The sequence below is a fragment of the Nocardia sp. NPDC056064 genome (assembly GCF_042266925.1).
Taxonomy (GTDB): Bacteria; Actinomycetota; Actinomycetes; order Mycobacteriales; family Mycobacteriaceae; genus Nocardia.
This window is the reverse complement of the sequence record NZ_JBHJWO010000001.1, coordinates 4991644-5004949: the sequence shown is the minus strand read 5'-3', so window position 1 is coordinate 5004949 and position 13306 is coordinate 4991644. Positions and strand designations below refer to the sequence as shown.

Annotated in this window: 15 protein-coding genes; 9 read left to right on the top strand and 6 right to left on the bottom strand. The window is 70.8% G+C overall.

The window, feature by feature from the left end; genetic code table 11:
- The first annotated feature begins 196 nt into the window (after window positions 1–196).
- The gene (locus ACFC06_RS23190; protein WP_375934777.1) at window positions 197–658 is read left to right on the top strand and encodes a gamma-glutamylcyclotransferase; all 462 of its coding nucleotides are present in this window, start codon (window positions 197–199) and stop codon (window positions 656–658) included.
- 7 nt (window positions 659–665) lie between these two features.
- Here ACFC06_RS23190 and ACFC06_RS23185 read toward each other — a convergent pair whose 3' ends face one another.
- The 3 genes from ACFC06_RS23185 to ACFC06_RS23175 form a co-directional block, all read right to left on the bottom strand.
- Entirely contained in the window at window positions 666–1829 is a 1164-nt protein-coding gene (locus ACFC06_RS23185; protein ID WP_375935722.1) for an amidohydrolase, read from the bottom strand.
- 119 nt (window positions 1830–1948) lie between these two features.
- Window positions 1949–3151, bottom strand: a complete 1203-nt coding sequence (locus tag ACFC06_RS23180; RefSeq protein ID WP_375934774.1) for a M20 family metallopeptidase — start codon at window positions 3149–3151, stop codon at window positions 1949–1951.
- A gap of 50 nt (window positions 3152–3201) precedes the next feature.
- Window positions 3202–3903 carry an enoyl-CoA hydratase-related protein gene (locus ACFC06_RS23175; RefSeq protein WP_375934772.1) on the bottom strand — a complete coding sequence of 234 codons (702 nt, stop codon included), beginning with the start codon at window positions 3901–3903 and terminating at the stop codon, window positions 3202–3204.
- 95 nt (window positions 3904–3998) lie between these two features.
- On the opposite strand from ACFC06_RS23175, the gene ACFC06_RS23170 reads away from it, so the two are divergent.
- Genes ACFC06_RS23170 through ACFC06_RS23160 form a run of 3 tightly spaced genes read left to right on the top strand, consistent with a single transcriptional unit; the run spans window position 3999 to window position 6506 of the window.
- Complete coding sequence (locus tag ACFC06_RS23170; protein WP_375934769.1) at window positions 3999–4778, top strand: purine-nucleoside phosphorylase; 780 nt, start codon at window positions 3999–4001, stop codon at window positions 4776–4778.
- Window positions 4779–6281, top strand: coding sequence for a phospho-sugar mutase (locus ACFC06_RS23165; protein WP_375934766.1), 1503 nt, complete (start codon window positions 4779–4781; stop codon window positions 6279–6281). It abuts the gene before it with no gap.
- Window positions 6282–6293: 12 nt separating this feature from the next.
- Window positions 6294–6506, top strand: coding sequence for a hypothetical protein (locus tag ACFC06_RS23160; RefSeq protein ID WP_375934763.1), 213 nt, complete (start codon window positions 6294–6296; stop codon window positions 6504–6506).
- Between the two features lie 10 nt (window positions 6507–6516).
- Here the strand turns inward: ACFC06_RS23160 and upp are convergent, their stop codons facing one another.
- Window positions 6517–7140 carry a uracil phosphoribosyltransferase gene (upp, locus tag ACFC06_RS23155; RefSeq protein ID WP_375934760.1) on the bottom strand — a complete coding sequence of 208 codons (624 nt, stop codon included), beginning with the start codon at window positions 7138–7140 and terminating at the stop codon, window positions 6517–6519.
- Between the two features lie 143 nt (window positions 7141–7283).
- On the opposite strand from upp, the gene ACFC06_RS23150 reads away from it, so the two are divergent.
- The 5 genes from ACFC06_RS23150 to ACFC06_RS23130 are packed head-to-tail and all read left to right on the top strand — an operon-like array spanning window position 7284 to window position 10720.
- Complete coding sequence (locus ACFC06_RS23150; protein WP_375934758.1) at window positions 7284–7613, top strand: hypothetical protein; 330 nt, start codon at window positions 7284–7286, stop codon at window positions 7611–7613.
- Complete coding sequence (locus ACFC06_RS23145; RefSeq protein WP_375934755.1) at window positions 7610–8755, top strand: NlpC/P60 family protein; 1146 nt, start codon at window positions 7610–7612, stop codon at window positions 8753–8755. The genes ACFC06_RS23150 and ACFC06_RS23145 overlap by 4 nt, the downstream gene beginning before the upstream one ends.
- On the top strand, window positions 8752–9105 hold the full coding sequence (locus ACFC06_RS23140; RefSeq protein WP_375934752.1) for a hypothetical protein: 354 nt from the start codon (window positions 8752–8754) through the stop codon (window positions 9103–9105). The genes ACFC06_RS23145 and ACFC06_RS23140 overlap by 4 nt, the downstream gene beginning before the upstream one ends.
- Window positions 9102–9455 carry a YbaB/EbfC family nucleoid-associated protein gene (locus ACFC06_RS23135; RefSeq protein WP_375934749.1) on the top strand — a complete coding sequence of 118 codons (354 nt, stop codon included), beginning with the start codon at window positions 9102–9104 and terminating at the stop codon, window positions 9453–9455. The genes ACFC06_RS23140 and ACFC06_RS23135 overlap by 4 nt, the downstream gene beginning before the upstream one ends.
- A 20-nt stretch (window positions 9456–9475) precedes the next feature.
- Window positions 9476–10720 (top strand): primosomal protein, encoded by a 1245-nt coding sequence (locus tag ACFC06_RS23130; protein WP_375934746.1) that lies wholly within the window; start codon window positions 9476–9478, stop codon window positions 10718–10720.
- Window positions 10721–10773: 53 nt separating this feature from the next.
- Here the strand turns inward: ACFC06_RS23130 and ACFC06_RS23125 are convergent, their stop codons facing one another.
- Together ACFC06_RS23125 and ACFC06_RS23120 are read right to left on the bottom strand one after the other, a co-directional pair.
- Entirely contained in the window at window positions 10774–11871 is a 1098-nt protein-coding gene (locus ACFC06_RS23125) for an adenosine deaminase (RefSeq protein WP_375934743.1), read from the bottom strand.
- 46 nt (window positions 11872–11917) lie between these two features.
- Window positions 11918–13300 (bottom strand): thymidine phosphorylase, encoded by a 1383-nt coding sequence (locus ACFC06_RS23120; RefSeq protein WP_375934740.1) that lies wholly within the window; start codon window positions 13298–13300, stop codon window positions 11918–11920.
- Window positions 13301–13306: the final 6 nt, after the last annotated feature.

Genomic DNA, 13306 nt, shown 5'->3' with positions numbered 1-13306 from the left:
GGGCCGGGCCGCGAAGGCTCGTAGGGCTCGCCCTTGTGGGGGTCACCCTGGGTGTCGAGGTTCATCATTTCAGGTGGACCGTGTCGGCATCGCGTCGGCTCGGTGAACAAGTTCGGCGTGTTCGCCGAGTGTGACCGTCAGCCGATCTGGGTGGGAGACGGGGATTCCGCTGCTGTTATTGGCTACAGTTCCTCAGGTGCCGATCTATGCCGCTTACGGGTCCAACATGGACTCGACGCAGATGCTGGAGCGCTGCCCGCATTCGCCCATGTCCGGGACCGGGTGGCTGGAAGGTTGGCGCCTGACCTTCGCCGGTGACGACATCGGCTGGGAAGGGCCGTTGGCCACCGTCGTCGAGGATCCGGGCTCCCGGGTGTTCGTCGTGCTCTACGACGTCTCCCCCGAGGACGAGGAGAGCCTGGACCGGTGGGAGGGCTCGGACTTCGGCATCCACAAGAAGATCCGGATCCGCGTCACCGGCACCCAGGGCGAGTCCCGGCTGGCCTGGCTCTACGTCCTCGACGCCTACGAGGGCGGTCTCCCCTCGGCCCGCTACATCGGCGTCATCGCCGACGCGGCCGAAAAGGCGGGCGCCCCCGAGGACTACGTCCACGCGCTGCGCACCCGCAACAGCAAGAACGTAGGCCCCGGGGCTTAGCCGCAGGTCATGCCTGGAGGACGATGTTCGTCAGGGTTCGTACACCCACGGCCAGCGCTCGTTCGTCGATGTCGAAGGTCGGCTGGTGCAGGTCGAGTTGTTCGCCGGTGCCGGACCAGACCCCGAGGCGACCCATGGCGCCCGGAGCTTCCTCCAGGTACCAGGAGAAGTCCTCGCCGCCGCCGGACTGCGGGGTGTCGGCGAGCGCGTCCGGGCCCAGGGCCAGCACGGCGTTCTCGAACATCAGGGCCGAGGTGGGGTCGTTGACCACCGGGGGCACGCCGCGCTTGTAGTTGAGCTGGTAGCGCACGCCGGTGGGGGCCAGCAGGCCGTCGATGATCTCGCGGACCAGCGGCTCGAGCAGCAGCCAGGTGGCGTGGTCGCCGGTGCGTACCGTGCCGGTGAGCATGCCGGTCTGCGGAATCGCGTTGGGCGCCTTGCCCGCACTGACCGCGCCCCACACCATGATCGTGCTGGTCCGCGGGTCGACCCGGCGGCTCAGCAGCCCGGGCAGCCCGGTGATGACGGTGCCGATGGCATAGACCAGATCGCTGGTCAGATGGGGGCGCGAGGTATGCCCGCCGGGCGAGTCCAGCACCAGTTCGACGGTGTCGGCGGCCGAGGTGATCGCCCCGGTCCGTAAACCCACCTTGCCGACCTCGAGGCGGGGATCGCAGTGCAGCGCGAAGATGCGGTCCACCCCGTCCATGCCCCCCGCGGCGACCACGTCGAGGGCGCCACCGGGCATGACCTCCTCGGCGGGCTGGAACACCAGCCGCACGCCGACCGGCAGGTACGCCTCGGCCTCGGCCAGCGCCAGCGCGGCACCCAGCAGCACGGTGGTGTGCGCGTCGTGGCCGCAGGCGTGCGAGACGCCGGGCACGGTGGAGGCGAAGCTCAGGCCGGTGAACTCCTGCATCGGCAGGGCGTCCATGTCGGCGCGCAGCGCGATGCGCGGGGCGTCGGTGGGGCCCAGGTCGCAGAGCAGGCCGGTGCCGCCGGGCAGCGTCTGCCAGGTCAGGCCCGCCTTGCTCAGCCAGCCCGCGACGAACTCGGTGGTGGCGAACTCCGCGCGCGAGAGTTCGGGGTTGGCGTGGATGTGTCTGCGCCATTGCACCAGGTCACCGGTGTGTTCGGCCAGCCACGCGTCGACGATCTCGGTTCCCGGCATCCCGTCTCGTTCGGCGTCCGGCATGGTCGGGACCACCGTGTTCGCGCGCGTCACCGCGGTGACGCCCAGCGCGACCGCGTCCGCCTCGGCGTGGGTGGTGCCCGGATGGCCGGAGATGCTCACCGAATGTCCTCCTGTCGTTCGACCAGAGTGTGCAACAACCTGTCCCTGTGTACTTCATCGCGTGCCACCGCGACAGCGGTACGCGCCAGTGCGAGTGCGCCGTCGAGCACCGCGCGGTCGGCCGAGGCGTTCACCGCGGCGGCGGCGAACTCCGGCTGATGAGTCACCGCGCCACCGGCGTCGATGCCGATCACCGGGTGTATACCGGGGATGACATTGGTGACATTGCCCATGTCGGTGCTGCCGAGCGGACGCAGACCCTCGAGTTCGGGGGCGATCGGCAGCCGTCCCAAGCCGGTGATCTGCGCGCGATACAGCGCCGACAGCGCCGGATCGGGCGTGAGCTCGGTGTAGGTGGGCGCGAGCGTCCGGATCTCGTGGGTGCAACCGGTCGCCAGGGCGCCCGCCTCGAAGCACGCCTTCGCTCGGCGCATCAGGTCGTCGAGGGACGCGGCATCGGTCGCGCGCAGATAGTAGAGCAGTTCCGCCCGCCCGGGCACGATGTTGGGGGCTACGCCACCGTCGGCGACTATACCGTGCAGTTGCTGGCCCGGCCGCAGGTGCTGGCGCAGCAGACCCAGCGCGACCTGCGTCAAGGTCACCGCGTCACCGGCGTTGCGGCCCAGTTCGGGCGCCGCGCTGGCGTGCGCCTCACGGCCGTGGAAGGTGATGGCCAGATCGGCCAGCGCCAGCGAGCGCGCGCCGACGATGTCGCTGGGGCCGGGGTGCACCATCAGCGCCATCGCGATGTCGTCGAAGGCGCCGGCCTCCAGCATGAGCACCTTGCCGCCGCCGCTCTCCTCGGCCGGGGTGCCGAGCACGATTACGGTCAGGCCCAGCTCGTCGGCGACCTCGGCCAGTCCGAGCGCGGCGCCGACCGCGGTCGCGGCGATGATGTTGTGCCCGCAGGCGTGCCCGATCTCGGGCAGCGCGTCGTATTCGGCGCAGAGGCCGACGGTGAGCGGGCCGCTGCCGTAGACGGCGCGGAAGGCGGTGGGCAGCCCGGCCACGCCGGTGGTGACGGCGAAACCCCGCGCGACCAGCGGTTCCAGGATCTTGGCGACGCTACGGGTCTCGGCGAAGGCGAGTTCCGGTTCGGCGTGGATCGCGTGCGAGAGCGCGATCAGCTCGTCGGAGGCCGCGCGGATCGCGGTATCGGCCGCGGTGGCCGAGAATTCGCCGGTGCGCGAGGGTGCCATACCAACCAGTCTCGCATCAGTCCTGGTTCCGGGCGCACCGGCGAGGCGGCTCAGCTGCCGAAGGGCAGGTTCTCCGGGGTGACCGGGGTGGCCAGCGCGGCCAGCGCCTCGGCGTGCAGATCGGTCTTGATGATCGGGGTGATCGGCTTGCGCAGGCTGGTCAGCGCGGCGGCCCGGGCGATGGCGGTCGAGAGCACCTCGTCGGCCTCGGCCTTCGCGTCGACGATGCCCGCGGCGATCGCCTCGTCGGCGGCGAAGCGGTGACCGGTGGTCATCGCCCGCACGCACACCTGGTTGGCGAGCCGGTTCTTCAGCAGGCCGTTCATGCCGACGGTGAAGGGCATGCCCAGGTGCACCTCGGGCAGCGACCAGAAGCCGCGGTCACCGCGCATCACCCGGAAGTCGTGCGAGGTGGCCAGCATGGCGCCCGCGCCGAAGGCGTGGCCGTTGATCGCGGCGACGGTGGGCATCGGGAAGGTCAGCAGGCGGGTGTAGAGGGTGTGCACCCGGTCGAGGTAGCCGTGGATCTTGTCCAGGTTGCCGAAGACCCAGTCGGTGTCGAGACCGTTGCTGTAGAACTTGCCGGTCGCGACCGTCACCAGGGCGGCGGGGCCTTCCGAGGCCTCGACCTCGTCGAGGGCGGCGTGGAAGGCGTCGATCCAGCCCGGCGAGAAACGGTTCTCGTTGTCGGTCTCCCCCTCGTTCCCGAGGTACAGGACGAACACATCACCAGAGCGCTCCAAATACGGCATGCAGGGAAGAATAAACGCCGCTGGCAGCCATCCCTTACTCGCGGGTAGCAAGCGCGGGGGCGACAGGTCGCGCCGCCCGCCCATAGACTTCCCCCATGCTTGCCGAACAGGCCGCTCAGGCGATCGCCGAACGTACGGGAGTGCCGCGTCATCGCGTGGCCGTGGTGCTGGGATCGGGGTGGCAGGGGGCGGCGGCCGAGATCGGCGCGCCGCGCGCCTCGATCGCCATGCCGGAGTTACCCGGCTTCGGCAAACCCACCGCCCAGGGCCACGGCGGCATGGTCCACTCCCTCCAGGTCGACGCCACCGACGTCCTGCTGCTGATGGGCCGCCAGCACCTCTACGAGGGCTACACGCCCCAGCAGGTGGTCCACCCCGTCACCGCCGCCATCGCCGCGGGCGCCGAGATCGTGCTGCTCACCAATGCCGCGGGCGGGATCCGCCCCGGCCTGCGCGTGGGCGAGCCGGTGCTGATCGCCGACCACCTCAACCTCACCGCGCGCACCCCCCTCGAAGGCGCGCGCTTCGTCGACCTCGTCGACGCCTGGGACCCCGAACTGCGCGCGCTGGCCAGGGAGATCGACCCGAGCCTGAGCGACGGCGTCTACGCCGGGCTCACCGGCCCGCAGTACGAGACGCCCGCCGAGATCCGCATGCTGGCCACCCTCGGCGCCGACCTGGTCGGCATGTCGACGGTGCTCGAGGCGATCGAGGCGCGCTCGCGCGGGGCACGCGTGCTCGGCATCTCGCTGGTCACCAATCTGGCGGCGGGCGTCACCGGCGAGCATCTCTCGCACGCGGAGGTACTGGCCGAGGGCCAGGCCGCGGCGCCCCGGCTCGGCAAGCTGCTGCGCGGCATCCTGGAGCGGGTCTAGATGCTGCGTTTCGGGACGGCGGGCCTGCGCGGACCGCTGCGCGACGGTCCGGACGGCATGAACGTGGCGACGGTGTCGCGGGCGACGGCCGGGCTGGCCGCCTGGCTGCGCGAGCGCTGCCTCGGCGGCGGCGCGGTCGTCGTCGGGCGCGATGCCCGGCACGGCTCGGCCGAATTCGCCACGGCCACCGCCGAGATCTTCACGGCCGCGGGCTTTCCGGTGACGCTGCTGCCCGAACCCGTCCCCACCCCGGTCGTCGCCTTCGCGGTGCGCGAACTCGGCGCGGTGGCCGGGGTGCAGATCACCGCCTCACACAATCCGCCCGCCGACAACGGCTACAAGGTCTATCTCGACGGCGGCTCCCAGCTCATCGCCCCCGCCGACACCGAGATCGAGCGCTGCATCGAGCAGGTCACCGAGCCGATCGCCCGTGAACCCGTCGCCGTGTCCGGCGCCGAGCTGGTCGAGCGCTACCTGGCCCGCGTCGCGGCCCTGCCCCGGCTGCTCGGCGGCCCCGGCGAACGGGCCGACGTGCGGATCGCGCTCACCGCGCTGCACGGTGTCGGCGGCGAACTCGCGGTGCGCGCGCTGGCCGCGGCCGGGTTCACCGATGTGCACGTCGTCGACGAGCAGTACGCGCCCGACCCCGACTTCCCCACCGTCGCCTTCCCCAACCCCGAGGAACCCGGCGCCGCCGACCTGCTGCTCGCCCTGGCCGCCCGCGTGGACGCCGATCTGGCCATCGCCCTGGACCCCGACGCCGACCGCTGCGCCCTCGGCGTCCCCGGCCCCGACGGGTGGCGGATGCTGCGCGGTGACGAAACCGGCGTCCTGCTGGCCGATTACGTGCTGCGCACCCGCCCCGCCGACCCGCTGGTGGCCACCACGCTGGTGTCCTCGCGGATGCTGAGCAAGCTCGCCGCCGCGCGTTCGGCCCGCTACGCCGAGACGCTGACCGGCTTCAAATGGCTGGCCAGAGCGGGCGAAGGGCTGGTCTACGCCTACGAGGAGGCCATCGGCCACTGCGTCGACCCGTCGACCGTCCGCGACAAGGACGGCATCTCCGCCGCCGTCGCCGCGGCCGACCTGGTCGCCCTGCTCACCGCCGAGGAGGGTTCCCTGCTCGGCGAACTCGACTCCTATGCCGTCGAATTCGGCCTGCACAGCGGCGGCCAGGTGTCTCTGCGCCTGCCCGACCAGGCCGCCGCGACCGCCCGCACCGCGGCCCTGCGCGCCACCCCACCCAGCGAGATCGCGGGCACCCCGGTGAAATTCACCGACCAGTCCCAGATCCGCGGCCGCCTGCGCACCGATGCCCTGATCTTCGAGGCCGACGACTTCCGCCTCGTCGTCCGCCCGTCGGGCACCGAGCCCAAACTCAAGTGCTACCTCGAGGTCTTCACCCCGGCCTCCGACCACGCGGCCCTACCCGAGGCCCGACGCCGTGCCGCGCACCGTCTGGCCGAGCTCGAAACGTTCTGCCACACCCTGGCGAACGAGTGAGGACCGGCCATCGTGCGATGCTCGCAATGCGGTGAGACCAAGCTCTACCCCGGCTTCATCGAGGATGCCGGCGAGGGCGCCCGCGGCGATGCCCGCTGGGTGGAGGGCCCGCTCGAACACGGAGTGTTCGGCGGTGCCAAACGCTTCGGCCGTACCCGGTGGAGTATCGAGGCCTTCCGCTGCGGCAATTGCAACCACCTGGAGTTGTTCGCGCGGCCGCGATGAGGCCGCGGGTTCAGCGGGGGCCGAATTGGCGGTCGCCCGCGTCGCCGAGGCCGGGGACGATGTAGGCGTTCTCGTTAAGTCTCTCGTCGACGGCGGCGGTGACCAGGCGGACCGGCAGGCCCGAGTCGGCCAGGGCGGCAATGCCTTCGGGGGCGGCGACCACGCAGACGGCGGTGATGTCGGTGGCGCCGCGGGCGGCCAGGAGTTCGAGGGTGTGGCGCATGGAGCCGCCGGTCGCGAGCATCGGGTCGAGGACGAACACCGGCAGGCCGGTCAGGTCATCCGGCAGCGATTCCAGGTAGGGCACCGGCTGATGGGTCCGCTCGTCGCGGGCAATGCCGACGAACCCGACCCGGGCCTGCGGGACCAGATCGGCGGCCGCGTAGACCATGCCCAGGCCCGCGCGCAGCACCGGAACCAGCAGCGGTGGGGCGGCCAGGCGCACGCCCTCGGTCACCGCGACCGGCGTGTCGATGGGCTCGCGCAGCACGGGCGCGTCGCGCAGTGCCTCGTACATGAGGATGCCGGTGAGGTCGCCCAGAGCATTGCGGAAGGTGGCGTTGTCGGTGCGCGCGTCGCGCATGGTGCTGAGCAGCGTCGCGGCGAGTGGATGGTCGACAGTGTCGGTGCGCATGAAAAAACGATAGGGTCGCCAGGCGCTGCCGGTGTGGCCGCTGGGGAAATTTTCGGGTCCGAGGGAACCGAATGCGGCGTCGGCGCGTCCAAACTGATGAATGACGTACTCTGCCCGGAAACTCGAGGATTGGGGGAAGTTCGATGCGGAAGATGTCGGCGGATGCCGAGGGCATCGTCGCCTACAGCGCACAAGCCGGAACGATGTCCACGGAACTGGCGACGGCGGCGGCCGGTGCGGTGGCCTCCGATCCCACCCTGCTCGGCCCGATCATGGGTTTGATCGGGGGTGACTTCGTCACCGCCTACTCCGCGGCGCACGCGGGCCACGTGGCCTCGATCGCGCAGCTCTCGGCGGTCATGGCGAGTATGGGCGCGGCCACGGCCAGCGCGGCGACCACCCTCGTCGACACCGACGTGAACAACGCCGCCCCGCTCACCGCGGCCGCGGGCGACCTGGGTGCCGGCGCATGATCGACCTCTCCGGCCTGGCCCAGCCGCTGGCCGACCTGCTCTCGAGTTTCGGCACCGGTGTCCTCGGCAACGGCGGCGCCTCCGACGGCCTGCGGGCCACGTCGACCAATCTCGACCAGATCTATCAGCTCGGCCGCAACAGCATCAACAACGTGAACACCGCCTGGGACGGCCAGGCCGTCGACGCGGCCACCGCCAAGGCGCTGCGCGTGCAGAACTCCTCGGCCAACCTGTCCGACAACGGCAACGGCATGGCGACCGTGCTCGACCAGGCCGCCGCCTATGTCCAGACCGGGCAGAAGGAACTCGACACCATCGTCCAGTCCTTCCTCACCGATGTGTCCGCGCTCAGCCCCACCCTGGGTACCCCGGTCGGCCTGGCCGCGGTGGTGAGTTCGGCGATCGACCACATCGGCCAGGGCCTTGGCGTCGTCGGCCGGGTGCAGGACGAGCTGGGCACCCAGACCGCCGCCATCCAGGAACTCACCCCGGCGCCGTCGAGCACCTCGCTGGCCAGCGTGTCCAGCGGCGCGACCAACCTGGCGTCCACCGCGAGCTCGAGCCTGCTGTCCACGGCGGCGAGCACCGGCGGTTCGCTGCTCAGCACGGTCGGTTCGTCGCTGTCGTCGGTGATGAGCTCCTCGACCACCAGTGGCTCGAAGACCACCACCCAGGGCACCACCACCAACGGTTCCAAGACCACCACCACGCCCGGCACCACCACCGGGTCCGCGGGCGACGGCACCGGCGTCAAGATCACCCTGCCCGACGGCAGCGTGGTCGAGGCGCCCAACGAGAAGGCCGCCACCGCGGTGCGCTCGGCCATCAGCGCCTGCGGCACGCCGTACGTCTGGGGCGGCAACGACCCCAACTCGGGTATCGACTGCAGTGGTCTCACCAAGTACGCCTACGGCGAGGCGGGCGTCGAACTGCCCCGGCTCGCCCAGGAACAGCACATCGGACATCCTCAGGTTTCCCCCGGTGACCTGCAACCGGGCGACCTCGCCGTGTGGGACGGCCACGTCGCCATGGTGGTCGGCAACGGGCAGCTCGTCGAGGCCGGCGACCCGGTCTCGATCAGTTCCATCCGAACGGAGAACAGTGGTATGGAGTTCTACGGCTTCTACAGGCCGACCGAATGACCGGCGCGCCGATGCCCGAGGTCCCCAATGTGGAGACCGCGGTCAGCAGCAACCGGTCGGGCACCATCTCGGTCCGCGCGACCAGCATGGGCATGCCGATCGCGATCAAGTTCGAGCGCAGCGAGTACCAGTACGGTGCGCAGGCGCTGGCCGATGAGATCCTGCGCCTGACCAAGCGCTCGACCATCGCCGCGGCCGCGCGGCTGCGCGAGGTCTACAGCGAGCAGGCCGGCATCCCCGATCAGCTGCTGGACAAGATGAACCTGCCGACCAGGCGCCAGGCGGTCGAGGAACTCGACCGCATCGATGACGCCGACACCGGCCAGACGAGTTGGATGAGGCCGCTGTGAGCGCGGAAATGGACGCCCTGGTCGCCGGGGTCACCGGAAAGCTCGAGGCGCTCGAGGCCGCGCTCTACGGGCTCAAGCAGGTCAACGGGCGTTTCACCACCGAGGACGGGCTGGTCACCGCCGAGGTGAACAGCGACGGCGCCCTGGTCGCGCTGTCGCTGGACGAGGGCATCACCGCCCTGGCTCCCCCGGAGGCCGCGCAGCTGATCCTGTCGGCCTGCAGGCAGGCCACCGAGACCGCCGGTGCCGAGCGTTCCAACATCATTGCGACACTGAACGAATCGCTCACCGGAGGCGCCGCGCAGCCCGCGGAGCGATTAGCACCCGGGCCGGATAGTGCCCAGCGCTGAAGCTCGATAGGCTTCGCGTCATGGCTTCTGGAGACATCGTCCCGATCGAGCTCGGTCTGACCGATGGCGATCTCGTCACCCTGTGGGCTCCGCGCTGGCGCGACGGTGACGACGAGTGGGAGGCGTTCCTCGGTCACGAGGACGACCTCTACGGTTTCGAGTCGGTGGCGGAGCTGGCGGCGTTCATCCGCACCGACTCCGACAACGATCTCGTCGAGCATCCGTCGTGGGCGGTGATCGCCGGGTTGTCGGCGGCCGAACTGGAGCCGGAGGAGAACTTCAGCTTCGACCTGGTCGCCGTGCCCGAGCTGGCCGCGGGCGACCCCGATGCCGAGGTGGTCGGCGAGCTCGAGGACACCCTGGCGATGGTGCGCAATATCGGCGAGGTGTGCGAGCTCGACGTGGTCACCAAGTTCTTCGGTGACAACCCGGTGCTCGAGACCCTGGCCGGCGGCGTGCACACCTACGCCGGTCGCGACGGCGAGGAGCTGTGGGACCAGCTCGGTGCCGCCATCGTCAAGGGCTGGGACGACGTGCTCGACGCGATCGACGGCGTGGTCAGCACGCCCGAGGTCGACGCGGCCGCGGTCGCCGTCGCCGAGGCGGAGCTGCTGGCCGCCGAGGAGAACGAGGTCGACGCCGACGACGTCGCCGAGGAGGACGAGGAGTTCGAGAACGTCGACCTCACCGCCGACGACGAGGACGACGACGAGGACGAGTCCTTCTGGCACGAGGTCGGCATCGACCCGGTCAAGATCGTCACCTCCGACGGCGAGCACTACACCCTGCGCTGCTACCTCGACGACGAGCCGATCTTCCTCGGCGACGGCCGCAGCATCACGGTCTTCGGCTCCGAGCGCGCGCTGGCGCGCTACCTGGCCGACGATCACGAGCACGAGCTGGCCCGGGTCTCCACCTTCGCCGAGGTGCAGACCGCCGCGGTCGACGGTTCGCTCGAGATCGAGGTGACCGACGAGAACATCTACGTGCTCACCGGCCTGGTCGACGACCTGGCCGAGGGCCCCGAGGCGGTCGACATCGAACAGCTCGACCTGGCGGTGGAGCTGATCACCGACGCCGCCGACTACGCCGGTGACGACAGCGTGGAACAGGCGCTGGCCTCGTCGAATCCGCTGGGCTGGTACGTCTCCTACCTGCTCAACCCGGACCCGAACCGGATGGCGCCGAACCCGCCGTTCGCCGGCGAGGCCCAGTCCTTCCGCGACCTGCAGCGGGCCTTCGAAGCGCGGCTGGTCAGCGAGTAGGACCCGACGAACGCAGGGGCGGTGCCGATCCGGCGCCGCCCCTGTTCGTGTTCTCAGCCGAGCAGGACCGCGTAACCCGGCTTGATCACCTCGTCGATGATCTTGAGCCGGTCCGGGAACGGGATGAACGCCGACTTCATCGCATTGATGGTGAACCGTTCCAGATCGCTCCAGCCGTAGCCGAAGGTGTCGACCAGTTTGCGCATCTCCTGGCTCATGGTGGTGTCGCTCATCAGCCGGTTGTCGGTGTTGACGGTGACGCGGAAGCGCAGCCGGGCCAGCAGGTCGAAGGGATGCTTGTCCAGCGAGGGCACCGCGCCGGTCTGCACATTCGACGACGGACACAGTTCCAGCGGCACCCGCATATCGCGCACGTAGTTCGCGACCAGGCCCAACCGGGCGTCCTCGACGGCACCGGGAACGCTGATGTCGTCGGTGATCCGCACGCCGTGCCCGAGCCGGTCGCACCCGCAGAACGCCAGCGCCTCGTGGATCGAGGGCAGCCCGAAGGCCTCGCCCGCGTGAATCGTGAAGTGCGCGTGGTTGGCTCGCAGGTATTCGAAGGCGTCGAGGTGGCGGGTGGGCGGGAACCCGGCCTCGGCGCCCGCGATGTCGAATCCGCCCACGCCCGCGTCCCGGAAACGCACCGTGAGCTCGGCGATCTCGCGCGAGCGGGCCGCGTGGCGCATGGCGGTGAGCAGACAGGTCACCCGGATGGCGTTGCCCTGTTCGGCCGCGATGGCCTCGCCCTCCCGGAATCCGGCGAGGGTGTGCTCGACGACCTCGTCGAGGGTGAGCCCCTTCTCCAGGTGCTGTTCGGGCGCGAACCGCACCTCCGCGTAGACCACCCCGTCGGCGGCCAGGTCGATCGCGCATTCCCTGGCGACCCGGCGCAGGCCCTCGGGTGTCTGCATCACGGCGACGGTGTGGGCGAAGGTCTCCAGGTACCGCTCCAGCGAGCCGCTGTCGGCGGCGTCACGGAACCAGGCGCCCAGGCTCGCGGCGTCGGCGGCGGGTAGCTGGTCGTAGCCGCAGTCCGCGGCGAGCTCGAGCACCGTCGCCGGGCGCAGACCACCGTCGAGGTGATCGTGCAGCAGGGCCTTGGGCGCTTGTCGGATCGAGGCGAGGTCGAGGGGCATCGGTCCAGTCATACGGAAACGTTAGCTGGGAGTCCGCGTCCCCGCGACGCATCCGCGGCTACCCGATCCGCTCGAGCACCAGCTCGCCCGGTTTGCCGTCCGGGTCGGCCTCGATCGTCACCGTGCCGTCGAGCACGCGCAGCGCGTCGGCGAAGGCGTCGGGAGTGTCGGTGTGCAGGGTGAGCAGCGGCTGACCGGCCACGACGGTGTCGCCGGGCTTGGCGTGCATCCGCACCCCGGCACCCGCCTGCACGGCCTCGCCCTGCCTGGCCCGGCCCGCGCCGAGGCGCCACGCGGCCAGCCCGACACCCATCGCGTCCAGGCGCGTGAGCACCCCGTCCTCGGTCGCCCGCACGATCTCGGTGTGCCGCGCCACCGGCAGCGTCGCGTCCGGATCACCGCCCTGCGCGACGACCATCGCCCGCCAGTGGTCCATCGCGCGGCCGTCGGCGAGGACATCGGCGGGGTCGACATCCAGCCCGGCCAGCTCGACCATCTCGCGGGCCAGCGTCAGCGTCAGCTCGACCACGTCGGCCGGTCCCCCGCCCGCCAGCACCTCGACCGATTCGGCCACTTCGAGCGCGTTGCCCGCCGTCCGCCCGAGCGGGGTGTCCATGGCGGTGAGCAGCGCGACCGTGCGCGTTCCGGCGTCGCGGCCGAGTTCGACCATGGCGGTGGCGAGCTCCCTGGCCTCCTCGACGGTCTTCAGGAAGGCCCCGCAACCCACCTTGACGTCGAGGACCAGCGCCGCCGTCCCCTCGGCGATCTTCTTGCTCATGATCGAGCTCGCGATCAGCGGGATCGACTCGACCGTCCCGGTGACATCGCGCAGCGCGTAGAGCCGCTTGTCGGCGGGCGCCAGATCGGCACCGGCCGCGCACACCACCGCGCCGATCGCCGGATCAGCGAGGATCTCGTGCATCCGCGCCACGCTGACATCGGCCCGCCAGCCGGGGATCGACTCGAGTTTGTCCAGCGTGCCGCCGGTGTGCCCGAGCCCGCGCCCCGACAGCTGCGGCACCGCGGCCCCGCAGGCCGCCACCAGCGGGGCCAGCGGCAGGGTGATCTTGTCGCCGACGCCGCCGGTCGAGTGCTTGTCGACGGTGGGCCGGGGCAGATCGGTGAAGTCCATCCGGCTGCCGGAGGTGATCATCGCGGCCGTCCACCGGGCGGTCTCGCGCCGGGTCATCCCGCGCCACAGGATCGCCATGGCCAGCGCCGACATCTGCTCGTCGGCCACGATCCCCCGGGTGAACCCGTCCACCACCCAGTCGATCTGCTGGTCGGTGAGCTCCCCACCGTCGCGCTTCCCCCTGATGATCGATACCGCGTCCAGTCCGCCTCCCCGCGCCTTCGGGCCGGACCCAGGAGCGGATCGGCTCACACCGGCGACCGGCGGCAGGTGGGTAGAGCGTTCGTTCGTCCCCGGCGAGTTACCCATGTGCTC

Coding starts and splice junctions, on each gene's coding strand:
- ACFC06_RS23185 (WP_375935722.1), bottom strand. CDS start 1,829: ATGCCGGGAACCGAGATCGTCGACGCGTGGCTGGCCGAACACACCGGT.
- ACFC06_RS23180 (WP_375934774.1), bottom strand. CDS start 3,151: ATGGCACCCTCGCGCACCGGCGAATTCTCGGCCACCGCGGCCGATACC.
- ACFC06_RS23175 (WP_375934772.1), bottom strand. CDS start 3,903: ATGCCGTATTTGGAGCGCTCTGGTGATGTGTTCGTCCTGTACCTCGGG.
- ACFC06_RS23170 (WP_375934769.1), top strand. CDS start 3,999: ATGCTTGCCGAACAGGCCGCTCAGGCGATCGCCGAACGTACGGGAGTG.
- ACFC06_RS23165 (WP_375934766.1), top strand. CDS start 4,779: ATGCTGCGTTTCGGGACGGCGGGCCTGCGCGGACCGCTGCGCGACGGT.
- upp (WP_375934760.1), bottom strand. CDS start 7,140: ATGCGCACCGACACTGTCGACCATCCACTCGCCGCGACGCTGCTCAGC.
- ACFC06_RS23150 (WP_375934758.1), top strand. CDS start 7,284: ATGCGGAAGATGTCGGCGGATGCCGAGGGCATCGTCGCCTACAGCGCA.
- ACFC06_RS23145 (WP_375934755.1), top strand. CDS start 7,610: ATGATCGACCTCTCCGGCCTGGCCCAGCCGCTGGCCGACCTGCTCTCG.
- ACFC06_RS23140 (WP_375934752.1), top strand. CDS start 8,752: ATGACCGGCGCGCCGATGCCCGAGGTCCCCAATGTGGAGACCGCGGTC.
- ACFC06_RS23130 (WP_375934746.1), top strand. CDS start 9,476: ATGGCTTCTGGAGACATCGTCCCGATCGAGCTCGGTCTGACCGATGGC.
- ACFC06_RS23125 (WP_375934743.1), bottom strand. CDS start 11,871: ATGACTGGACCGATGCCCCTCGACCTCGCCTCGATCCGACAAGCGCCC.
- ACFC06_RS23120 (WP_375934740.1), bottom strand. CDS start 13,300: ATGGGTAACTCGCCGGGGACGAACGAACGCTCTACCCACCTGCCGCCG.